At 49.7% G+C, this 21,960-nt stretch carries 20 protein-coding genes; 11 read left to right on the top strand and 9 right to left on the bottom strand.

Annotation, left to right across the window (positions count from 1 at the left end; genetic code table 11):
• From cysG to OMP95_RS08080, 3 genes are all read left to right on the top strand, one after another.
• A complete protein-coding gene (gene cysG, locus OMP95_RS08090) occupies positions 1 to 1,389 on the top strand; it encodes a siroheme synthase CysG (protein ID WP_266327716.1) in 1,389 nt (462 codons plus the stop codon).
• A gap of 171 nt (positions 1,390 to 1,560) precedes the next feature.
• A complete protein-coding gene (locus OMP95_RS08085) occupies positions 1,561 to 3,873 on the top strand; it encodes a TonB-dependent receptor (protein WP_266327714.1) in 2,313 nt (770 codons plus the stop codon).
• Between the two features lie 54 nt (positions 3,874 to 3,927).
• On the top strand, positions 3,928 to 4,431 hold the full coding sequence (locus tag OMP95_RS08080; protein WP_266327712.1) for a PepSY domain-containing protein: 504 nt from the start codon (positions 3,928 to 3,930) through the stop codon (positions 4,429 to 4,431).
• A 50-nt stretch (positions 4,432 to 4,481) separates the two neighbouring features.
• Here the strand turns inward: OMP95_RS08080 and nadC are convergent, their stop codons facing one another.
• A complete protein-coding gene (gene nadC, locus OMP95_RS08075; protein WP_266327710.1) occupies positions 4,482 to 5,324 on the bottom strand; it encodes a carboxylating nicotinate-nucleotide diphosphorylase in 843 nt (280 codons plus the stop codon).
• Positions 5,325 to 5,543: 219 nt separating this feature from the next.
• On the opposite strand from nadC, the gene ampD reads away from it, so the two are divergent.
• Positions 5,544 to 6,092, top strand: coding sequence for a 1,6-anhydro-N-acetylmuramyl-L-alanine amidase AmpD (gene ampD / locus OMP95_RS08070; protein WP_266327708.1), 549 nt, complete (start codon positions 5,544 to 5,546; stop codon positions 6,090 to 6,092).
• Between the two features lie 68 nt (positions 6,093 to 6,160).
• Here the strand turns inward: ampD and OMP95_RS08065 are convergent, their stop codons facing one another.
• A complete protein-coding gene (locus tag OMP95_RS08065; protein WP_266327706.1) occupies positions 6,161 to 6,841 on the bottom strand; it encodes an FKBP-type peptidyl-prolyl cis-trans isomerase in 681 nt (226 codons plus the stop codon).
• Between the two features lie 190 nt (positions 6,842 to 7,031).
• Between OMP95_RS08065 and OMP95_RS08060 the strand changes: the two genes are divergently transcribed.
• From OMP95_RS08060 to OMP95_RS08030, 7 genes are all read left to right on the top strand, one after another.
• The gene (locus OMP95_RS08060) at positions 7,032 to 7,526 is read left to right on the top strand and encodes an SUF system Fe-S cluster assembly regulator (protein WP_266327704.1); all 495 of its coding nucleotides are present in this window, start codon (positions 7,032 to 7,034) and stop codon (positions 7,524 to 7,526) included.
• Entirely contained in the window at positions 7,519 to 8,967 is a 1,449-nt protein-coding gene (gene sufB, locus OMP95_RS08055) for a Fe-S cluster assembly protein SufB (RefSeq protein WP_266327702.1), read from the top strand. Before OMP95_RS08060 ends, sufB begins: the two co-directional genes overlap by 8 nt.
• Before the next feature lie 61 nt (positions 8,968 to 9,028).
• Complete coding sequence (sufC, locus tag OMP95_RS08050) at positions 9,029 to 9,790, top strand: Fe-S cluster assembly ATPase SufC (protein WP_266327700.1); 762 nt, start codon at positions 9,029 to 9,031, stop codon at positions 9,788 to 9,790.
• Positions 9,787 to 11,088 carry a Fe-S cluster assembly protein SufD gene (gene sufD / locus OMP95_RS08045; RefSeq protein ID WP_266327698.1) on the top strand — a complete coding sequence of 434 codons (1,302 nt, stop codon included), beginning with the start codon at positions 9,787 to 9,789 and terminating at the stop codon, positions 11,086 to 11,088. The genes sufC and sufD overlap by 4 nt, the downstream gene beginning before the upstream one ends.
• A 3-nt stretch (positions 11,089 to 11,091) precedes the next feature.
• Complete coding sequence (locus OMP95_RS08040; RefSeq protein WP_266327696.1) at positions 11,092 to 12,351, top strand: cysteine desulfurase; 1,260 nt, start codon at positions 11,092 to 11,094, stop codon at positions 12,349 to 12,351.
• The gene (sufU, locus tag OMP95_RS08035; RefSeq protein WP_266327694.1) at positions 12,351 to 12,797 is read left to right on the top strand and encodes a Fe-S cluster assembly sulfur transfer protein SufU; all 447 of its coding nucleotides are present in this window, start codon (positions 12,351 to 12,353) and stop codon (positions 12,795 to 12,797) included. Before OMP95_RS08040 ends, sufU begins: the two co-directional genes overlap by 1 nt.
• 7 nt (positions 12,798 to 12,804) lie before the next feature.
• Positions 12,805 to 13,134 (top strand): SUF system Fe-S cluster assembly protein, encoded by a 330-nt coding sequence (locus tag OMP95_RS08030; RefSeq protein ID WP_266327692.1) that lies wholly within the window; start codon positions 12,805 to 12,807, stop codon positions 13,132 to 13,134.
• 226 nt (positions 13,135 to 13,360) lie between these two features.
• Here OMP95_RS08030 and OMP95_RS08025 read toward each other — a convergent pair whose 3' ends face one another.
• Genes OMP95_RS08025 through OMP95_RS07995 form a run of 7 tightly spaced genes read right to left on the bottom strand, consistent with a single transcriptional unit; the run spans position 13,361 to position 21,956 of the window.
• Positions 13,361 to 13,723: a hypothetical protein gene (locus OMP95_RS08025; RefSeq protein ID WP_266327690.1), complete on the bottom strand. Its 363-nt coding sequence runs from the start codon at positions 13,721 to 13,723 to the stop codon at positions 13,361 to 13,363.
• Position 13,724: 1 nt separating this feature from the next.
• Entirely contained in the window at positions 13,725 to 15,092 is a 1,368-nt protein-coding gene (locus OMP95_RS08020) for an O-antigen ligase family protein (protein WP_266327688.1), read from the bottom strand.
• Positions 15,082 to 16,476, bottom strand: a complete 1,395-nt coding sequence (locus tag OMP95_RS08015) for a TonB-dependent receptor (RefSeq protein ID WP_266327686.1) — start codon at positions 16,474 to 16,476, stop codon at positions 15,082 to 15,084. Before OMP95_RS08015 ends, OMP95_RS08020 begins: the two co-directional genes overlap by 11 nt.
• 16 nt (positions 16,477 to 16,492) lie before the next feature.
• A complete protein-coding gene (locus OMP95_RS08010; protein ID WP_266327684.1) occupies positions 16,493 to 18,595 on the bottom strand; it encodes a DUF3438 family protein in 2,103 nt (700 codons plus the stop codon).
• Positions 18,596 to 18,614: 19 nt separating this feature from the next.
• Positions 18,615 to 19,064 (bottom strand): hypothetical protein, encoded by a 450-nt coding sequence (locus tag OMP95_RS08005; RefSeq protein WP_266327682.1) that lies wholly within the window; start codon positions 19,062 to 19,064, stop codon positions 18,615 to 18,617.
• 9 nt (positions 19,065 to 19,073) lie between these two features.
• The gene (locus tag OMP95_RS08000) at positions 19,074 to 20,297 is read right to left on the bottom strand and encodes a type II secretion system F family protein (protein WP_266327680.1); all 1,224 of its coding nucleotides are present in this window, start codon (positions 20,295 to 20,297) and stop codon (positions 19,074 to 19,076) included.
• Positions 20,298 to 21,956 (bottom strand): GspE/PulE family protein, encoded by a 1,659-nt coding sequence (locus tag OMP95_RS07995; protein ID WP_266327678.1) that lies wholly within the window; start codon positions 21,954 to 21,956, stop codon positions 20,298 to 20,300.
• Positions 21,957 to 21,960: the final 4 nt, after the last annotated feature.

The raw sequence follows: 21,960 nt of genomic DNA, 5'->3' as shown, positions 1-21,960 counted from the left end.
ATGGAATACCTACCGATATTTATTGATTTAAAACAACAGGATTGTCTTGTTGTCGGCGGCGGTGATATTGCCGCACGCAAAGCAGGTTTGTTACTGAAAGCCCAGGCAAAAGTCACCATCGTGGCTCCGAAGCTGGCTTCAACCACACAAAAAATGGTCGATAACGGTGAGATTGAATGGCTCAATGCACGTTTCGTTCCTGAGCAACTGGTTGCGCAACGTCTGGTGATCGCGGCAACTGACGATGAAAGCGTAAACGAGCAGGTGCATGCTGCCGCCAAGGCCAGAAATATTCTGGTCAACGTGGCTGACAGTCCTGGTTTATGTGATTTCATTCTGGCTTCTATTCTGGATCGATCTCCTATCGTGATTGCGGTCTCCAGCGGCGGTGATTCGCCGATACTGGCGAGAAATCTGCGGGCGCGACTGGAAACCCTGATTCCGCCGGGCTATAGTCAATTGGGTCAGTTGGTAGGCCGTTATCGGGAGGCGGTTAAAAACAAATTTTCCAAACTCAGCCAGCGTCGGCGTTTCTGGGAGTCGGTACTGGAAGGACCGGTGGCCGATCATATGCTGGCAGGCAGAGAAGAACTGGCCGAGAAAACCTTGCTGGAAAAACTGGCTGATCCGGACAGTGACGCCTTAAGCCAGGGAGAAGTCTATCTGGTGGGGGCCGGTCCCGGTGACCCGGAACTGCTGACTTTCAAAGCGCTCAGGTTGATGCAGCAGGCGGATGTGGTCTTTTATGATCGGCTGGTCAGCAAAGAAGTTCTGGCGCTGGTACGCAAAGAAGCCGAGCTGGTTTATGTCGGTAAACAGCGTGCCTGGCATGCGGTTCGTCAGGAAGAAATCAACAAACTATTACTGGAGCATGCCAAACAGGGTAAGCGGGTGTTACGTCTCAAAGGCGGTGATCCGTTTATCTTTGGCCGTGGCGGTGAAGAGATCGAGACCCTCGCCGATGAAAAAATTCCGTTTCAAGTGGTCCCGGGTATTACCGCCGCATCAGGTTGTGCCAGTTATGCGGGTATTCCGCTCACACACAGGGACTATGCACAAAGCTGTGTTTTTGTGACCGGGCAGCTTAAGGACGGAGAGCTGGAATTGAACTGGCCCAGCCTGGTTCAACCCAGGCAAACGGTGGTTGTTTATATGGGCCTGGCCGGTCTGCCGCAATTAAGCCGGCAGTTGCAGGCCCACGGTATGGCTGCCGATATGCCCGCTGCGCTGGTGCAGCAGGGGACGACGGAGAATCAGAAAGTCTGGTTGAGTACGATTGCTCAATTGCCGGCATTGGCCGAGCGTGAACAGCCGGTTGCGCCAACCTTGGTGATTATTGGTGAAGTCACTAAATTACATAATAATCTTGCCTGGTTCAGATCTGGCTGATATCAACCATTTTTGTTGGTTGTAAATAACCGCATTGTGCTTAGTCACCGAACCGACTTGGAAGTAAGTGGTTGTAAATAATTGTTTTTATAGCTTGGCACTATATGTGCTTTGTATATCGAGTTTGACAACCATAACTACTATAAAAGAACTTCGGGAGAGTAATAAGTAATGCGAGTTCCACACAAAAAGAAAGCGATAAGCTTGATGCTTGCCTCAGCGCTGTTTTCCGGCGCGGCATTAGCAGCTGAAGATCAAGTCGAGCTGACCGATATTGAAGTCATCGGTACCACGCCGATGCACGGTGTCGGTCTACCGGCTGATGAAATTCCTGCCAATATTCAGTCGGCGAACGCTGAAGACATCGAGCGTGTTCAGGCTCTCGACCTGTCGGATTTTATGAATAAAACGCTGGGCAGTGTGAGTCTCAATCAGGCTCAAAACAATCCATTCCAGCCTGACCTAAAATTCCGCGGTTTTACCGCCTCACCACTGGTCGGTAACTCTCAGGGCCTGTCGGTTTACATGGATGGCATTCGCATCAATGAACCATTTGGGGACGCAGTTAACTTTGAATTAATCCCTGAATCTGCGATCGCCAGTATGAACCTGATTCCGGGGTCGAATCCGGTATTTGGTTTGAATACACTCGGTGGCGCGTTATCGATTCAAACCAAAAATGGTTTTACTCATCAGGGCCATAGCCTGGAAGCTTATACCGGTTCATTCGGTCGTGATTCCGGCACCATTGAAAGTGGTGGCAGTGATGGTAATTTTGCTTATTTTGTGACCGGTTCCATCACCAAAGAGGATGGCTGGCGCGACGAATCACCATCACGTGTCGAGCAGTTTTTCTCTAATCTGAGTTATGCCAATGAAGATACAACACTGGATCTGGGTATTACAGCCGTTGACAGTGATCTGAACGGCAACGGTGCCTCTCCGGTTGAACTGGTGGCCCAGGACCGTGAAGCGGTATTCACCCATCCAGACAATACCCAGAACGAACTGCGTATGTTCACGCTGAATGGTTCGCACTGGTTGAATGAGACCACGATGTTATCCGCAAATACATATTACCGTCGTAGTGATCGCAGCACTTTCAACGGTGATGGTTCTGAGCTTTCAGTGATAGGCGGTGAAATTGGTGAAGATGAAGATGATGATGATGTGCTTGATGAGGTAGTAAGTGATGATGCCGCGGCATTAGGCTTCGCCGATGATGATGATGTCGCACTTAACAATACCAGTAAAACCGAACAGGACAGCTATGGTTTTGGTCTGCAGACAACTTTCCTGGACGATCTGTTTGGCCGCCAAAACCAGCTGATTGTTGGTGCCAGTTATGATAAATCTGATGTTGACCACAGTTCACAGTCTGAAATTGCACAATTTACTTCCTCTCGTGGCACAGATGGTACAGGGTTCATTATTGATGAAACCGTTGTGGACGGAGACATCGAAACGGAAACCTATAGCCTTTACTTTACTAATACCTATTCTCTGACTGAGCGTCTGGCTTTGACTGTGGCTGGTCGTTATAACCACATCGAAATCGATATCTCCGGTACCAGTGAAGGTGGGGAACAGGATCTGAACGAAAGCGGTAATAACCATGTATTTGCTCGTTTCAACCCCTCTCTGGGTATGACTTATGCGATTAGAGATAATCTGAGCACTTACGCCAACTACAGCGAGTCGAATCGTGCACCGACCCCGTCCGAGCTGACTTGCGCTGATGCGGATAACCCCTGCTCATTGCCGAATTCATTCCTGGCTGATCCACCGTTGGATGATATTGTCGCCAGAACCATTGAAGCCGGTCTACGTGGTCAAAACGGCAGCGTCAACTGGAATGCCGGTGTGTTTTACACCGAGCTGAAAGATGATCTGTTCTTTTTCCCCGCTACAGAAGAAGATCCTGAGGATCCTCGTCTGAATGTCGGTATTTTCGATAATATCGATAAAACCGCCCGTGCAGGTCTGGAACTGGGTGCTTTCGGTAACGTTGATAAACTGGACTGGTTTGCTAACTACTCTTATGTTCGCGCGACATTCGAAGATGAGTTCCAGTATGCGCGTGAAGTCGATGACGAGCTCGAAACATTCACTGTCAAAGACGGTGACCGTCTGCCAGGCATTCCGGCCCACAATATCAAGATTGGTGCCGACTATGGCTTCACACAAAAGCTGTCAATGGGCTTCACTGCTTCTTATCACTCCAGCCAATACTTCCGGGGTGACGAAGCCAATGTTGATAAGAAAATCGGTCACTACAAGGTTGTGAATCTGCACGGCCGTTATAAAGCGACTAAAAACCTGCAATTCTTTGCCAAGGTCGACAACTTGTTCGACAGTGAATATGAAACCTTTGGTCTCTATGGTGAGCCGGATGAAGCGCCGGGATTTGATTTTGAAGATCCTCGCTTTGTCGGAGCCGGCGCACCAAGAGCCGGCTGGATTGGCTTCAAGATCACCCTTTAAGGAGACTACTTCAAATGGGCTGCTTCGGCAGCCCATTTTTATTGAGGCAAATAAATGAAATATCTGTTTTTCATCGTCACAGCATTATCGCTGCCCGTCGCTTTGCAGGCCGCAGACAATCCACAACAGTTTGAAACGTGCCTTGAAGCTGCGCTTAAGGAACGCCCCGGTCAGATTGTCAAAGTCGAATCAAAAATAGAAGAAGACCAAGCTGTTTATGAGTTCGATATTCGCGGTCTGGATGGTTGGGACTGGGATGTCGAGTGTCATGCGCAGCGTGGTGTGATTGTGGAAATGGAAAGAGAGGTCGATCAGGCCAACCATCCGTTGTTCAAGTCAAAAGTCAACATTAGCGAGCAGCAAGCACGCCAGATCGCCCTTGATTTATATCCGGGCGAAATTATCGAAGTTGAGTATGAAATTGAAGCTAATGGCCAAGCTTCGTATGAGTTCGATATTGACACTGAAACCGGTGATGAAATGAAAATTGAGGTCGATGCGACATCCGGAGAGATTGTTGAAATCAGCCGCGAACTCTGGCAAATCGGCCTGGAATAAGTTTACTCTCAGCCGTAGTGCCGCCATAGGCGCACCGCGGTTTTTTTTGCCTATTGGAAACGCAGCGACAAATCGACAGCCTGTATATCTTTGGTCAGGGCACCCACAGAAATGCGATCGACCCCTGTTTCAGCAATCTGACGAATATTGTCGAGCAAAATGCCGCCAGAGGCTTCCAGTTGGGCCCGGCCTTGATTTATGGCCACAGCCTGCCGCAGCAAATCAATATCAAAATTATCCAACAGCACGATATCGGCATGGGCAAACAGTGCCTGTTGCAGTTCATCCAGGTTTTCCACTTCCACTTCGACAGCAACGTCCGGATGTAACTGCCTGGCCTGTGTAACTGCCTGGGCGATGGAGCCTGCAGCGTTGATATGATTTTCTTTGATTAAAATACCGTCAAACAGGCCAAAACGATGATTAAAACAACCACCACAGCGAACAGCGTATTTCTGAGCCATACGCCAACCCGGTAACGTTTTGCGGGTATCCAGCACTTTCACCGGCAGTCCGGCCACCGCATCGGCATATTGCTGCGCCACCGTTGCGGTTGCGGACAAAGTCTGCAAAAAGTTCATTGCGGTGCGTTCACCGGTCAATATTGCGCGGGCCGGGCCGTTCAATTCACAAATAACCTGGTCTGCTTCCAGTCTGTCACCATCTGCAACCAGCCAGTTAACTTGAATTTGCGGGTGCAACTGGGCAAACACACTGTTAAACCAGTCGCGTCCGCACAAGGTGGCCTGCTGACGGGTTATCAGGGTTGCGTGGGCCTCGGCGTCGGCTGGAATCAATTCAGCAGTGAGATCTTGTTGACCGATATCCTCAAGCAGGGCAAGCTTGACCTGAGATTCAATAAACGCTGCCGGAAGCGGATTAGTTATAGCCATATTAAATTCTAGTTTCGATGAAAGCCCAATAGGGTAACGCGTGTCAAAGCATTAATCCATTTTAAGCGCATAGAGAAAACACTTGGTGCAGCTTCCAGGCTGACCCGGAGGCTCCCCGCTGTGTTACCGTTTCCGGAAATGTACCTACATCCCCCGCGAATGGTGCCTGGAATATTGGATTAGCGTTGGATTCGACAATATCGTTTTGAAGGAGCACTAATGAAGATTGATACTCAGACCGGTCTGTTGCAGGATGCAAAAATTTTGCTTTCTCCCAACCATGATGACCGTCCGGATGCCACTGATATCAGCGGTATCGTTCTGCATAATATCAGTCTGCCTCCCGGGCAGTTTGGGGGCTCCTGGATCGATGATTTGTTTCTGAATCGGCTTGATTGTTCCGCCCATCCGTATTTTGCTGGATTAAAAGATTTGCAGGTTTCTTCACATATATTGATTCGTCGTGACGGCGGGGTGACACAGTTTGTACCTTTCCATAAACGCGCCTGGCATGCCGGTGTATCAACCTGGCAAGGGCGTGAACGTTGCAATGATTTCACTATCGGTATTGAGCTGGAAGGCTGTGACGATAAAGCTTTTGGTGAGGCGCAGTATCAGTCTCTCGTGCAACTGATTAAAAGCCTTTGTGATGCCTATCCGGCGCTTAATTATGAACGTATTACCGGTCATGAACATATCGCGCCGGGGCGAAAAACTGATCCGGGGCCTTGTTTCGACTGGGGTTATCTGAGAGCTTTACTGGCTTGAACGATGTTGTGTTTCGGTATAAACAAAAAAGCCGCCCGCAGGCGGCTTTTTGATCTTTTGCGAAAGTTTTACTGAGTAATCGCAATCAGTTCAATATCAAAAATAAGTGTTTCGTTAGGACCGATCAGCTGACCGGCACCACGAGGGCCATAAGCCAGATTAGCCGGAACGACGATGCGCCATTTGCCACCTTCTTTCATCATTTGCAGGGTTTCCTGCCAACCCTGAATCACACCGGTGACGGGGAAGGTCGCGGGTTCACCGCGATCATAAGAACTGTCAAACACGGTGCCGTCAAGCAAGGTGCCGCGGTAGTGTGCGATGACTTTGTCTTTTTCCGTTGGTGTGGCGCCGTCACCTTCTTTGATGATTTGGTACTGGAGGCCGCTGTCAGTGGTGACAACGCCATCTTTCTTGGCATTTTCAGCCATATAAGCTTTGGCTTCTGCCTGTTTTTTGTTCATCAGTTCAGCCATTTCCTGCGCTTTTTTAGCTTGGAAATCGCCGATGACTTTTTCAGCAGTTGCTTGATCCAGTTGGGGTTGTCTGCCTGCAAACATGTCAGCAACACCTGCTTTAAAGGCTTCGAGATCTAAATCTACGCCTTCCTGCAGCATGTTTTGTCCGACTTGAATGCCGAAGATGTAACTGATTTTCTGTTTATCTGTTTCCAGTTGGGCGGCGTGATCATCAGCCATTACGGTTGCTCCAAATAACAAGGGTAAAAAAGCGAGTGTGTTTAATTTCATTAATGTGCTCTCAAAGTTGATTAAATACGTAAGATGTTTCGCTAAATTTAGTAGAATTGTCAGTTTTAAAGTTCTCCACCATACGCGAAATCGCAGCAGTTTTCACGCGCTCTATTCACAATAACTGAGCGAAACACTTGGTTATTGGTTTAATTGATACTATAATAGTACCAATTAGGAGGATCCAGCTATGCTTCGCATGGGAAAATTAACAGACTATGGCATTGTGCTAATGAGCTATTTAGCAACTCATCGTGAGATGCAGCATAGTGCTCATGCGATTGCAGAAGCCGTTAAAGTGCCGTTGCCGACGGTGCGTAAGGTACTGAAATCGCTGTCACACAGTGGCTTGCTGGATTCTGAGAGGGGCGTGACCGGCGGTTACAGCCTGAATCGCCCACCTGAACAGATTTCAGTGGCGGAAATCATTACGGCCATTGAAGGCCCTATTTCGCTCACTGAGTGTGTCAGTGATGAAAGTCACTGTGATCAGGAGACGCATTGTGCGGTGCAGACCAACTGGACACGTATTAACGATGCCGTTTTTCACGCGCTGGATGAAGTGAAATTATCCAATATGCTGCTGGCGCCACAAAATACATCGGGCTTGAGCCCAATTCAATTTTACTCATCGGCAAGCAAGATGAGTGTAGCAACAATACAGGATGGTGAGTTCCATGACTGATCAAAGTCAACAACTTGAATCAATTACGCAGAAAGAATATAAAGCCGGCTTTATTACTGATATTGAGTCCGATAGCCTGCCGCCTGGCCTTACCGAAGATACGGTACGCGAGATATCCCGTATAAAAGGTGAGCCTGAGTTCATGCTGGAATGGCGTTTGAAAGCATTCCGTCACTGGCTGACCATGGAAACGCCGGAGTGGGCTCATGTGTATTATCCGGCAATCAACTATCAGGACATCAGTTATTACTCTGCCCCTAAGAAAAAAGAGGGTGGACCTAAAAGCCTGGATGAAGTTGATCCGGAATTGTTGCGTACCTATGAAAAATTGGGTGTGCCACTGGATGAGCGCGCGCGTCTTGCCGGTGTGGCCGTAGATGCGGTGTTCGACAGTGTTTCGGTAGCGAGCACCTTCCAGAATAAACTGGCTGAAGAAGGCATTATCTTCATGCCGATTTCGCAAGCGGTACAAGAACACCCGGAATTGGTGAAAAAATATCTGGGTAGTGTGGTGCCTTATAAAGATAACTTTTACGCGACATTGAACTCTGCGGTGTTCAGTGACGGCTCCTTTATATACATCCCCAAAGGCGTGCGTTGTCCGATGGAATTATCGACCTATTTCCGGATCAATGCCGCTAACACAGGTCAGTTTGAAAGAACCCTGATTATTGCCGATGATGATTCCTACGTCAGCTACCTGGAAGGCTGTACGGCGCCGATGCGTGATGAAAATCAGTTGCACGCGGCGGTTGTTGAGCTGGTTGCGATGGATAGGGCCGAAATTAAATACTCTACCGTGCAGAACTGGTATCCCGGTGATGAAAACGGTAAAGGTGGTATTTATAACTTTGTGACCAAACGTGCCGCCTGCCGGGGGGAAAGCTCGAAAGTATCCTGGACCCAGGTTGAAACCGGCTCAGCCATCACTTGGAAATATCCGAGTGTGGTGTTACAGGGAGATAACTCAACAGGTGAGTTTTACTCAGTCGCGGTAACCAATAACAGGCAACAGGCTGATACCGGTACTAAGATGATTCATCTGGGTAAAAACACCAGTTCCACCATTATTTCCAAAGGTATTTCAGCCGGATATTCACAAAATGCCTACCGTGGCCTGGTACGGATTGCACCGACGGCTGAGAATGCGCGTAACTACACAGAATGTGACTCTCTGTTGATGGGGGACACCTGTGGTGCGCATACCTTCCCGTACATTGAAGTGAAAAACCCGACAGCCAAAGTCGAACATGAGGCCTCAACCTCCAAGATCAGTGAAGACCAGTTGTTTTATTGTAAACAACGCGGTCTGGATGCCGAGGATGCGGTATCAATGATCGTCAACGGTTTCTGTAAGCAGGTTATTCGTGAGCTGCCGATGGAATTTGCCGTTGAAGCACAAAATCTACTTGGTTTATCGCTCGAAGGTTCTGTGGGTTAAGCCCTGGTCGCCTGTTTACTCGAGCGTATTTAAAGATTATTCAGAAATTTAGAGAGTGAAGATGTTAGAAATTAAAAACCTACATGCCAGTGTTGATGGCAAAGAAATTCTTCGCGGTATCAACATGACGGTTAATCCCGGAGAAGTCCACGCGATTATGGGTCCTAACGGCGCTGGAAAAAGTACTTTGTCCAACGTGCTGGCTGGTCGTGACGGTTATGAAGTCACTCAGGGGGAAGTGTTCTACAAAGGTGAGAATCTGCTGGAACTGGAACCGGAAGAACGTGCACAACGTGGCGTATTTCTGGCTTTCCAGTATCCGGTTGAAATTCCCGGCGTCAGCAATATCTATCTGTTAAAAGCGGCGCTGAACGCGGTGCGTAAATATCAGGGGCTGGAAGAAGTGGATGCTATCGACTTTCTGACGCTGGTTCGCGACAAAATGAAACTGGTCAAAATGGACGAACAGTTTCTGCAACGTAACGTCAACGAAGGTTTCTCTGGTGGCGAGAAAAAACGCAACGAGATTTTACAAATGGCCATTCTGGAACCGGCTTTGGCGATTATGGATGAAACCGATTCGGGTCTGGATATTGATGCGTTGCGCGTGGTTGCCGACGGTGTCAACGGCCTGCGTGCTGCCGACCGTTCGATAGTGATGATTACCCACTATCAGCGTTTGCTGGATCATATCGTGCCCGATTATGTACATGTCTTGTCGGAAGGCCGTATCGTTAAATCCGGTGATAAAGAATTAGCGAAAGAACTGGAAAAATCCGGTTACAGCTGGATACACGAAGCGCCGGAAGGTCAGACAGCATGAAACAATTAACTGAAATCACAACGCCGTTCAGTGAGGTAGCTGTCAGCAGCACCTTGCCGGGCCATGAACTCAACTGGTTAACACAGTTGCGTGAACAGGCGCGTGGTCAGTTTGAACGTCACGGCCTGCCTGCCAAGAAACAAGAAGACTGGAAATACACTTCTCTGTGGCAACTCACTCAGGAAGGGTTCACCCACGAGGCTAAGGCTGCTGCTATCGATACTGCCCGCTGTGCCCAGTTTGCCTTACTGGAACATGCTTACCGTATCGTGATTGTGGATGGTCGGTTCAATGCCGAATTATCCGAGTTAACTGATCTGGAAGCCGGCCTGGCCATCGCGCCACTGTCACAAACATTGCCGGAACTGCAAAATGTGCTGGGACAGCAGATTGATATTGATAAACCCGGACTGAATGCACTTAACACCATGTTGATGCAGGAAGGGGCTTATGTGCATGTTGCGGCGAACAGCCGGATTGTTAAGCCGGTTGAAATTCTGGTGATAAACAGTGGCGGCACAGACAAGCTGGCAACCCATTTGCGCCATGTCGTTCAAATGGATGCAGACAGTGAAGCGACGGTCATTGAACATTATGTGGGGCTGACAGACACGATTGGCTTCACCGATGTGGTTACTGAAGTCAAACTGGCAGAGCAGGCCACATTGCACCATTTCAAGCTGCAGCAGGAGTCTTTGCTTCAGTACCATATTGCTACCTTGGCAGCGAAACAGGCTGCCGGCAGTGTATGGAACACCAATAATATTTCCCTGGGGGGCAAGCTGGCTCGTAATGATATTCACAGCCAGCTTCTGGGGGAACAGGCTCATGTGACGATGGATGGCATGTATCTGGTTGATGGTGATCAACATATTGATAACCACACGCGTATTGATCATGCCGTTCCGCATACCACCAGTGAAGAAGTTTACAAAGGTGTGCTGGATGGCAACAGCCATGCGGTGTTTAACGGCAAAGTTATTGTGCACCAAGATGCACAGAAAACAGATGCCAACCAGAGCAACCGGAATCTGCTGTTATCACGCAGCTGCGAAATTGACAGTAAACCGGAAATGGAAATTTATGCTGATGACGTGAAATGCGGTCACGGCAGCACGGTGGGACAGATTGATGAGCAACAACTGTTTTTCCTGCGTGCCCGTGGTCTGGATGAGGTCAGTGCTCGTAGTTTGCTGACCTATGCCTTTGCTGTAGAAGTGTTGCAACGTATTCCGTCAGAACCTATCCGTCAGGCAATGTCTAACGTGATAGAACAGCGATTGCCGAGAGGTGTTTAATCTATGACTCAACCAGAAAGACAAGCGTTGGCTGAAACGCTGTCCCCTTTCAATATAGAAGCGATTCGCCGTGATTTTCCGATTTTGAATCAGGAGGTCAACGGTCATCCGCTGGCTTATCTGGATAATGCCGCGAGCAGCCAGAAGCCGGTTCAGGTGATTGAAGCGGTGAGCGACTATTATCGTTATGACAATGCCAATGTACATCGCGGTGTGCATCGGCTGAGTCAACGGGCGACTGATGCCTATGAAGCCGCACGCAATAAAGTACGTGCTTTTGTGAACGCCTCTTCTGATAAAGAAATTATCTTTGTCCGCGGTGCGACTGAAGCTATTAACCTTGTTGCACAGAGTTTTGTTCGTCCGCAGTTACACCCCGGCGATGAGGTGTTGATCAGTCATATTGAACATCACGCTAATATCGTGCCGTGGCAGATGGTCTGTGACCAGACTGGTGCCAGCTTGAAAGTGATTCCGATGACCGAATCAGGGGAACTGGATTTATCCGGTCTGGATGATTTGCTCACCGAACGCACTAAAATTCTGGCAATCGGTCATGTTTCCAATGCGCTGGGTACCATTAACCCAGTGAAAGATATAATCGCCAAAGCTCATACCAAATCCATCCCGGTGTTGGTCGATGGTGCACAGGCTGTACCGCATCTAAAAGTAGATGTGCAGGATCTGGCTTGTGATTTTTATGTCTTTTCCGGTCATAAAATGTTTGCACCCACCGGTATCGGTGCCTTGTACGGTAAACAGGCTTTGCTGGAAGTCATGCCGCCCTGGCAGGGTGGGGGCGACATGATTCTGTCGGTGAGTTTTGAGCATACGCAGTACAACACCTTGCCGTATAAATTTGAAGCCGGTACCCCCCATATTGCCGGTGCAATTGGTTTGGGTGCCGCGATTGATTATATGCAGGGAGTAGGCATTGATAATCTGGCCGCTTACGAACACAGCCTGCTTGAATCCGCTACCGCCAAACTGGAAGCGATCGACGGTGTCCGCATTATCGGTACAGCCAAGCAAAAAGCCAGTGTTTTGTCATTTATGATCGAAGATGTGCACCCACATGATATCGGCACCATCTTCGACCAGTTAGGCGTTGCTATCCGTGCCGGTCATCACTGCGCACAACCGGTGATGCAGTTTTATGGCATTCCTGCTACTGCCAGAGCGTCGTTTGCGTTCTATAACACAGAGCAGGAAGTAGATGCCTTGGTGAATGCCATCAAGAAAACACAGGAGTTGTTTGCCTGATGAATGAGTTGAGAGATCTGTATCAAGAAGTGATTATGGATCATAAAAAAAATCCGCGTAATTTCCGTGAAATTACCGATGCCAATCATATGGCGCATGGCAACAACCCGCTTTGCGGCGACGCTTTGGTGGTGTATGTAAAACTGAATGATGATGTCATCGAAGATGTTAGTTTTCAGGGCAGCGGCTGTGCGATTTCAGTGGCATCGGCATCATTGATGACGGAAATATTAAAGGGGAAAACCATGGAAGAAGCCGAGCTTCTCTATGAGCAGGTACACAAAGCCTTAACGGGGGAAGCCGAAGATGGGCAACTTTCCGGCAAGCTGGAAGTGTTACGTGGCGTAAAGGAGTTCCCGGCACGTGTTAAATGCGCCACGCTGTCATGGCATACAGTCCATGCTGCCGTTGATAGTGACCATGATATTTCAGTAACAACAGAGTAGGGCAGAAATGAACGATCAATTGAAAACCAGTCCGGAACAACTGAAACAAGACGTGATTGAAGTGCTGAAAACCATTTACGATCCTGAAATTCCGGTTAATATTTACGAACTGGGTTTGATTTATAACATTGATGTGAGTAACTCAGGCAACGTCAGCATTGATATGACGCTGACCGCGCCAGGCTGCCCTGTAGCACAATCTTTTCCGGGCGATGTTGAATCCCGTGTTATGTCTGTGGAAGGGGTTAAAAGTGCCCATGTAGAACTGGTTTGGGATCCGCAGTGGACTAAAGACATGATGAGTGAAGCGGCCCAGTTACAGCTGGGTATGTTTTGATTAGCACTTGAAAAAGGGCCTTTGCAGGCATGTCACGCCTTAATCCTGGAAATATTCGCGGCTAAAGCCGTAAAGCCGCTCCTTGTATGTTCTCTCCAGATAATGATGTATTTCAAAGCGAATGATGGCACCGGATTCCCATGGCGGCCGTAGATGCGAATTTATTAGCTAATATTTTTAGGTTCCCGCGCTCCTTCGCGGGAACCAGCAGCGGGAAAAACCTTCGTCACTGTTGCTCGTTGCATTTGGACAAAGCTTTGTTGATCGCCTTGTCCAGAGGATAAATAGCCTGTGCTTCTTTTGCGATGTCACAGGCTTTTTTGCTATCAGCCAAAGCCTGCTGAGCATTAACTGCTAGCTGATAATAGGCTATGTGCGGGTTGCGTTTAAGTTCAACAGTCACCCAGTCAGCAAAAAGCTCGATATTGCTGCGTATGCCGTAACGCAGACTTTTGGTATAAAGCAGCCCCATCATCAGATGGGTGGCGAATGGCCTAAAATAGGGGTTTTGCATCGCAATAACAAAAGGACCTTCCTGATCTTGGTTCTTTTCAAGCATAAAGTCCCTGAATTCGATACTGGCGGCCATGCTATGGCCGATAAAAGCAGTAGAAAGTACGGTAAGTTATTATTGCGATGTATTTCACCAGCTTACTGGCGGCAAGTGACAAACCGACGCGGAAACGCTGTCTGCCTGGCTGCATGACAACAAAAAGCAGTAACAGAAACAAAAACCAGTGAACTGCGGAAATATAAAATGGCAGTTCCACCTGGGTATGCAGGGCTATCGGTATCAACAACGCGGCATAGGCATAACGGCGACTGTGCGGCAACGATTTCAGGTTTTTCAACACCCCGATAAATACCAGTAGCAATCCGAGTCCTGCCAATATGCCACCCTCGACCAGCCAGAAAATAGTTTCGTTATGTGGGTGCGAGACGCGTTCTTTGGGCAGTGTGGCATCAGGGTATTCGGCATAAAAAACCGGTTTTTTATGCTGCCAGACCCGGACAAAACTGCCGATGCCATGCCCGAAAACCGGCTCCTCCTTGATCAACTCCAAGGTGATGGAATAGATACCCAGGCGCGCCGTACTGGAGTAACCGGCATTGATAGCGGCGGTTTTTTCGGCAACGCTAGCCAGACCACGCTGGTTTTCGAAACTATTGGCGCTGATAGCCGCCAGCAACATGATGCACAAGACAGTGAGCCAGAGCCAGTAGTCTTGCCTGATAAAGCGCCAGCGGCTGACTAAAAATAACGGTGCGGCCAGGATAAAGCCCAATGCACCCACCCGTGAACCGGAATAACTGATTACGAAAGCACTGCAGGCAATCGCAATGGCGAGCACAATGAAACGCGAGCAGTGGCCGTAACGAACGGCCGGGCGGGTAATCAGCCAGAAAGCTATAAGCAGTACCGTAACCTGAAAACTGGCCTGGTTGTTGATTTGCTGGAACAGCCCGGTTGGTATGCCTGAGCTGTTGACCGGCAGCCAGCCGGGCATATCGGTTAGAAAAAAGATTTGTGCGATGCCGACAGCAGCATGCAGCAAACCGGCTATCACCACAATAAACAACACCCGATCGATACGGGCTTGTTTCAGCGGATATTGAAACAGGGCAAACAGAAACAGTGCACCGCCCCAGATATAAAGCATTCGCATCAGCCATTGGTTGGGAATTTCGACACCGGCAAAAATACCGCTGATAAAAGCCAAAGCCGGAAAAGCGAGGATATAAAGATAATACCGCGGCAGGTAAAAATAAGGCTTTTTCGTGAGTCGGTACAAACTATAAAAACCGATCAGGTTGGCGATCAGCCAGACCACGATATTGGCAGGAATGCGAAAGCCGCTGCCGCCGGGGTTGGCATGGAAGTAAATGGAAGCCGCGAGAAATAGTGTAGCCAGCGCCCATTCAACCGGCAGCAGGCGTTTTAATGGGTTAGAAAGCATAGGTGATTCCGAGATTGGCGCCGAAGGAGCGCCAGTTGACTTCATTGAGTTCTATTTCAGCGCTAGTGCCATCGGCAAAAAATGTCTTGTCCTTGCCATTGCGATCCGCCTGCCAGTGCTGATAATTCAAGGACATATCCAGCGTCAGACGGGGATCAAGTTGATATCGTGCCTCGACGCGACTGATCAGACCGTAACCTTCGGCCTCATGGGTAAAACTCTCCGGGTGGGCAAAATCGGTTCTGAGGTTCCAGTTAGCCGTGGCATCGTAAAAGGCGTAATGGTATTCGACACCAACCGTTAAATTAAACTTGTCAGTGAATGACAACAGGGTATCCAGCCCCAGCCATGGCCCGAACCAGGTGGCATCGTAGCTGGAGTCCAGCCCGGAAAATGGCCCAAATGCAGGAAGGGTCTGAAAACCATTGACGATTTTCAGGTTCTGGGCATGATAGCTGAGACCGAGCAGGGGGCGGACCTCCCCTCGCGCGATATTATTCTGAAGCCATTGCCAGCGATAACCGGCATAAACCGAAATATCATATACATCGCCTTCATCGGCACCGTTATTGGAGCGAGAAAACTCAAAAGTCCGGTTGTCGCCCAGATAATCGGAATCCTGATTGTCGCCGTTGTAAATCCGGCCATAAACCAGATCGAGGTTAAACAGCCAATTATTGCCGGTATACAATGTCGCGCCGGCGTTGATAGTGGCAATTTCAAGGTCATCCCAGCTTAGTTCGGAAAGGATATTGGGCGTACCGTTCGGGCCCGCTATGTTCCAGTCCAGTTCATCCCGGCGATAACCTGTTTTGAAATAGATATCTGCCCGGGTATAAGACAAAGTCTGTTTGCGGGTGCGTGGGATGTTATGGCTGAGCACCGGACTGGTTGCTGCTATTGGCTGCCGGTTTTGATGCTCCTTTGGCTGAAAAATATGCATATGCAGTTTGGGTGCTGTCGATGGTGACGCAGATGTTGTTGTTTCGGCAGGCTGATCGAAGACATGCATCTGCAACTGCGGTGCAGCGGATATGGCGACGGTATAAAGATTGATAATGCCACACAATATAATTTGCGGAAGCGGCTTTATGGCCAAGGATGGCCTGTATGCCGAAAATGCAGGAGCATTATATTTACGCTGTTTCCCACGCTTCTGCATGGGAACCCTGAATAGTCCATTGTTTTGAGCAATTCTAGATTCCCGCTTATGCAGGAATGACAACACATCGTGATTACGAGGTTGCAGGCCGTGACAATCCGGATCTTGTTCGAAATCAGGACTGGATTGTTTCGCTATCGCTCGCAATGACAATACCCCGCCATTCCCATGCAGGCGGGAATCCAGTCGGTAAGATGCCAGAAAAGCATCAAGTTGCAGCATAATCAGATCCATTGACTCAGTTGATGCCAGCAACCACTTCGTTAAACGGCAATGCCGAAATTAGATAGAGATAAGTTCGATCATCCGTATTGCCTTGTGCTGCGAGTACCGAGCTTTCGACCAAGGAAGCGAGCCACTTGCCGTTGACCTGCTGGAAGTCCACCGGCATGGCTTCACCGGAGCGGTTGGTGACCTCAACAGCGGTGACATGCAGACCGCCACGGTTCCAACTGGCCTGTGGTGTGGCTTGAACCCGCTTGTCATTGAACAAATGGGTTAATGGTTGGCGATTGACGCTGACCGGTTGGTAAAGATCGTTGCGCAGCCTTTCGATCTCGGGAACACGGATGGTATCGGCCGCGAACTGACTCATTTCCATATAGGTTTGTTGCCGATTTTGGTTGGTATCTGCACTAGCAGTGACGGGCTTATCCTTGTTGATGAATTTGTTCGGGAACGGTTCCAGATCCGGATAACCGCGGTTATGATCCTGATAAAAACGGTTATCGCGTTGCCGTATTTTTTCGCTGTCTTCAGGTGTATTCAGGATACGGGGCGTGATCAGCAACACGGTTTCAGTATCTTCCTCTGTTTCAATATTGTTTCTGAAAACACGGCCAATAACTGGAATTTCACTCAGGACCGGCACTTTTTTCTCGCTGTTGGATTTACTGCTGCGAATCAGGCCACCTACTGCAACGGTCAAGCCATCTTTGGCCAGCACTGTCCCTGTCAGACGGGCGGTGTTGACGGTATCGACTGACAGGTTCAAAACATTGCCTTCGCCATCTGCGACAGGTATGGTTCCACCTCCGGGGTTAATGGTGGAACTCTCCTGCTCCAGCTCCAGCGTCACTGTATCATCGGAGTTGATGCGGGGCGTGATTCTGAGCGTGATGCCAATTTCCTCCAGCTCGGTTTCCGTTTCGACAAAGGAAGGCACAATGGTGCCGGTAGCCGTTACCGTAGCCGGATTGAAAGTAAAGCCGCGAGTCAGAATACTTTCTTCACCGATAAACAGTTCTGCCTCTCTATGATTGGAGGCCAATACCATCGGGTTGGAAAGCACTTTGACGCGTCTGTTTTGTTCCAGAAATTCAAGATTGGCCCGCAGGCGGCTGTTTAAAAATTCATAAATAAACGAACCGGTATTGAGCAGGGCATTGTTGCCGAGCAGAATCGGCTGCTGCGACTGATTACTGCCGCTGGGCTGCAGTTCAAAGTTGAATATGGAATTGAAATCCTCACCCAGAATCACACTGAGAATTTTCATTTCCAGCATTACCTGAGGTACTGGAATATCCATTTGGTCGATGAGTTTCTGGATGGACTGAATCACCTTACGATCATCGGTGCGCACGATGATCATATTGTGCTCGTTGTTGACCGTGATATATATAGGCTGAGCCTGGACTGTGATCTGTTGCAGTGTTTCAGTGTCGATACTGCTGCTGCCTTGAGTATTCATCAGGTTAGCCAGGCGTTCTATCTGATCGATGGAAAGTTGTTCTGTCTCAACCTGGTTGCCTGAGACTGCCAGGTTATTACTGCCGGAGACCCCACCGCGGCTTGCGCTGTTCCGGTTCGTATTGCTGCGGCTTCCCGTTGTGGAGCGAGAGTTACGTACCCCGCTTCGGTTGCTGTTTGAAGAACTGCCGTTCAAGTTGTTCTGCCCGGGCTCGGTTCCCAAAGACAGAATCACGCGGTTGCCGTAGAGGTCTTCTATCGCTTGTGCGATGATTTGCACATTGGCATTAAGCAGTTTGAAAACTTCGATATGTTCGCTCTCGCGGACGATCAGATCTTTACCGTATTCCTCGCGGCTCATAATGCGGTAGGTATCGGTGTCTTCATCATAGCGATACCAGAGATCGCTGATCCGGGCGATGGATTTGATAGCATCGACCACCGTGGTGTTTTTCAGATGTATCGTGACTTTGGTCTGGGTGGCTTCCGGGGTAGCAATGATATTGCTGTCGGAAAACTCCGACAGAGTGCGGATAACATCGATAAAGTCCGTTTCACTGAATTCGAGTTCATTGATCCTGATGTCAGCCCGAGCAGGAGAAAACAGTAGTGTAAAAGCCAGTAAACCGGTTAGAAGCGTGGTTTTTTTCATATTATCGTTGATCGCTTATTTATCTTTGAATACGGATGGAGCCGAGCGTACCGGTTTCTACTGTGATGCTCAGCCGGGTAATTTGAGTGATGCGAATCGCATTGCGCGGTTGCGATGGATCAATATTGATTTCATCGCCCTCGCGTACCAGATAAGTTCTGGAACCATCAATTTCCAGCAGGGCCAACGGCTTTTCTTCATCCTGATTGACAAAACCGCGCAAACGCATTTTTGGAACGCGCATAGCGTCCGCTGAAGGCATGAAGCCGTATGCGCCGCTGCCGGACATGCCGGCTTGTACTCCGACCATCTCGTACATCAGGGGGCTGGGTGTGAACGGATCGCGGATCGCTTGCGGGGCGGGGAAGCTCTGTTGCACCGGGTAGTTTTGTTGAAGTGTTTCTGCTGCCTGTAGCAGCGGCAGGTACAACAATAAACCTGGGAGAATCTTATATAGATATCGTTGCATAGCCGTCTCCTAACCGCCTGAAACCAATGAAAACAAAGCCTGAAAGAAAGCGTAATAAACAAAGCCGACCATAGCTCCAATCACCAGGATCATGGCCGGTTCGATCATCGCAGACAGCCGTTTTATCGCCAGCTCCAGCAGCTTTTCGTAATACACACCGAGTTCCTGCAAGACTTCATCGAGGCTACCGGTGCGTTCGCCGACAGCAATCATCTGCAATACCAGCGGCGGCATTTGCGGATGATTGATGCTGCTGGCCATATCGCGGCCACCCAGAATCATGCCCGATGCCATTTTCAGCTTGTCGGAATAGACGCGGTTGCCGAGCAGATTGGCAGTGACCTTGAGTGCCTCAAAAACGGTGACGCCGCTGCGTAGCAGAATGGACAGGGCCCAGGTCATTTGCGCCATGGAGCCTGTGGTGAGCATGGAGCCTGTTACCGGCACTCTGAGCAGCAAGCTGTCAATCATTAACCGGCCGCGCTGGGTCTGGAAAACCAGCAATATCAAAACGATAAACGCAATCACGACGCCAATAATAGTCAGGCCATTGCTTCGTACATATTCGGATATATCGATCAACATCTGTGTAGAAGGCGGCAAGGCACGGCCTTGGGCCAGCAAGAAGGTGGCGAACTTGGGAATGATCTTCACCACCATAAATATCGCCACGCCGATAGCTGCCAAAACGACGATTACCGGGTAAATCATCGCGTTGATCATCTGAGCTTTCAGCGCGGATTTTTTCTCCAAATGCAGTGCCAGTCGCTCCATAATGGTGTCCAGATCACCGGTGTTTTCACCGGCCACTATCAGATTGATAGCCATGCCCGGAAAGACATCTTTATGTCTGGACATGGCTAGTGACAAGGCCTGACCTGCTTCGATATCCTTCAGCATCAAGCGTATTGTCAGTTTTAATCGGCTGTTTGATACCTGCTTGTGGCCCAGTTCCAGGGCCTGCATCACCGGCAGCCCGGCGCGCAGCATGAATGCCATTTGCCGGAAGAAAAAGATCAGTGCAGACGGACTGACGGAGCGTTGTGATGCCAGCCAGTCGGAGAAGTTTTCTTGCCCCATAAAGCCGCTTTTCGACTTGCCGGGCTTGATTTGCAGCACCCGCAAACCGCGCTGCCGCAAATCGACAGCGGCGGCGTTAATATCGGCTGCCTGTACATTTCCTGAAAGTTCAGTACCGGTCGAAGTCAAGGCGGTGTAGGCGAAGTTCGGCATCTATTCAGCCTCCGCTTCTAACAGTGCGCGGGTCTTATGAACGGCCACTTCACGTATTTCGTCCAGCGTTGTCAGCCCGGCCCGGACTTTCTGGCAACCGTCTTCCCACATGAATTTCAACTTGTCACCCGCGGCCATTTCCAACGTTTCTTCATCAGCACCGCGCGCAACCATGCGGCTTAATTTTTCGTCGAACCACAATGTTTCGAATAATCCGAGCCGCCCACGGAAACCGGTACCCTGACAAGCTGCACAACCTACGGGATCATAAATATCGATGGTCTCGTCCTTGACGGCTAAAACAGCGAGTTCACCTGCAGTGGCAGGGCGGGATTTGCGGCATTGAGGACACAAACGCCTGACCAGGCGTTGTGCGATCACGGCAGTCATTGTTGAACCGATCAAAAAAGGTTCGCAGCCGATATCTACCAGACGGGTTACGGCACTGACCGCGTTATTGGTATGCAGGGTGGAAAATACCAGGTGGCCGGTCATGGCTGCCTTGACCGCGACGTCGGCGGTTTCATGGTCGCGGATCTCACCGACCATCAATACATCCGGATCATGACGTAACAAGGAACGTAACGCCTCGGCGAAGCTGATTTTATGGCCGGTCTGGATTTGTGAGACACCATCCATCACATATTCAATCGGGTTTTCCACCGTCATGATATTGATGTCGGGATTATTGATCTCCTGCAGGGCAGCAAACAGCGTGGTCGATTTACCGCTACCGGTCGGGCCGGTGAGCAGAATCATGCCGTAAGGCTTGCGTATCGCCTGTTTGAAATGCATCAGATCGGCAGACAACATGCCCAAACTTGTCAAAGTCAGACCGCCGGACTCCTGCCCGAGCAACCGCATCGTGATACGTTCGCCCAGACGCGTAGGTGCCGTAGCGACGCGGATATTAAACTCCTGATCGATGGGGGCAGCCAGATGATAGGAAAAACCGCCATCCTGAGGTTGCCTTTGTTCGGCAATATCCAGGCTGGCCAACACCTTGACGCGTGAAACAAGCCCGGCCGCGATGCTGTGGCTGGCCGCAATGGGATAATCGCGCAGACGCCCGTCAATTCTGAGCCGGACGCGCAGCCCTTCCTCTTCGATGACCATGTGTACATCCGATGCACGGCTGAGATAGGCTTCGCGCAATATCGTATCCAGCAGGGCGATCATATCGGTTTCGTCGTCTGCTGAAATGGACTCGGAAACGGCTGTGCCGCTGCCTGCCAATGTACGGTCTATATACAGGCGTAAAGCCTGAATGTCGGTCATTGCCAGCGGTAACGGTTTGCCGAGCAGGCGCTGAACAGAGTCAATGCTGGCCCGGTCACCCGGATCGGAGACGACCAGTATGGCCGCATTGACATCAATGGCCACGGGCAGCAACAATTTTCGTCTGATCAGGCTGGCCGGGATTTTTTTCAATAAGTCTTTATGGGGGAGGGAGCCTGATAAGTCGACAAAATTAATCCCACGCAACTCGGCCACTGCACGATACAAAGCAGATACGGGAAAGCGGTAATGCGCAAGCACTTTGCCCAACAAGGGTGCGCGCTGACGCCGGGCCTCAGAGCGCAGCTTTTCGACCACGGCTGGTTCGATAAGCCCTGTGCGGGTACCGGCATCGATAAGTTGTTCGTCTGTCAGCGCCATATCA

Origin of the sequence: Methylophaga sp. OBS4, from assembly GCF_026319305.1 — a bacterium.
Classification (GTDB): domain Bacteria; phylum Pseudomonadota; class Gammaproteobacteria; order Nitrosococcales; family Methylophagaceae; genus Methylophaga.
This window is presented reverse-complemented; position numbering and strand designations above follow the sequence as displayed.

Coding starts and splice junctions, on each gene's coding strand:
- cysG (WP_266327716.1), top strand. CDS start 1: ATGGAATACCTACCGATATTTATTGATTTAAAACAACAGGATTGTCTT.
- OMP95_RS08085 (WP_266327714.1), top strand. CDS start 1,561: ATGCGAGTTCCACACAAAAAGAAAGCGATAAGCTTGATGCTTGCCTCA.
- OMP95_RS08080 (WP_266327712.1), top strand. CDS start 3,928: ATGAAATATCTGTTTTTCATCGTCACAGCATTATCGCTGCCCGTCGCT.
- nadC (WP_266327710.1), bottom strand. CDS start 5,324: ATGGCTATAACTAATCCGCTTCCGGCAGCGTTTATTGAATCTCAGGTC.
- ampD (WP_266327708.1), top strand. CDS start 5,544: ATGAAGATTGATACTCAGACCGGTCTGTTGCAGGATGCAAAAATTTTG.
- OMP95_RS08065 (WP_266327706.1), bottom strand. CDS start 6,841: ATGAAATTAAACACACTCGCTTTTTTACCCTTGTTATTTGGAGCAACC.
- OMP95_RS08060 (WP_266327704.1), top strand. CDS start 7,032: ATGCTTCGCATGGGAAAATTAACAGACTATGGCATTGTGCTAATGAGC.
- sufB (WP_266327702.1), top strand. CDS start 7,519: ATGACTGATCAAAGTCAACAACTTGAATCAATTACGCAGAAAGAATAT.
- sufC (WP_266327700.1), top strand. CDS start 9,029: ATGTTAGAAATTAAAAACCTACATGCCAGTGTTGATGGCAAAGAAATT.
- sufD (WP_266327698.1), top strand. CDS start 9,787: ATGAAACAATTAACTGAAATCACAACGCCGTTCAGTGAGGTAGCTGTC.
- OMP95_RS08040 (WP_266327696.1), top strand. CDS start 11,092: ATGACTCAACCAGAAAGACAAGCGTTGGCTGAAACGCTGTCCCCTTTC.
- sufU (WP_266327694.1), top strand. CDS start 12,351: ATGAATGAGTTGAGAGATCTGTATCAAGAAGTGATTATGGATCATAAA.
- OMP95_RS08030 (WP_266327692.1), top strand. CDS start 12,805: ATGAACGATCAATTGAAAACCAGTCCGGAACAACTGAAACAAGACGTG.
- OMP95_RS08025 (WP_266327690.1), bottom strand. CDS start 13,723: ATGGCCGCCAGTATCGAATTCAGGGACTTTATGCTTGAAAAGAACCAA.
- OMP95_RS08020 (WP_266327688.1), bottom strand. CDS start 15,092: ATGCTTTCTAACCCATTAAAACGCCTGCTGCCGGTTGAATGGGCGCTG.
- OMP95_RS08015 (WP_266327686.1), bottom strand. CDS start 16,476: ATGCTGCAACTTGATGCTTTTCTGGCATCTTACCGACTGGATTCCCGC.
- OMP95_RS08010 (WP_266327684.1), bottom strand. CDS start 18,595: ATGAAAAAAACCACGCTTCTAACCGGTTTACTGGCTTTTACACTACTG.
- OMP95_RS08005 (WP_266327682.1), bottom strand. CDS start 19,064: ATGCAACGATATCTATATAAGATTCTCCCAGGTTTATTGTTGTACCTG.
- OMP95_RS08000 (WP_266327680.1), bottom strand. CDS start 20,297: ATGCCGAACTTCGCCTACACCGCCTTGACTTCGACCGGTACTGAACTT.
- OMP95_RS07995 (WP_266327678.1), bottom strand. CDS start 21,956: ATGGCGCTGACAGACGAACAACTTATCGATGCCGGTACCCGCACAGGG.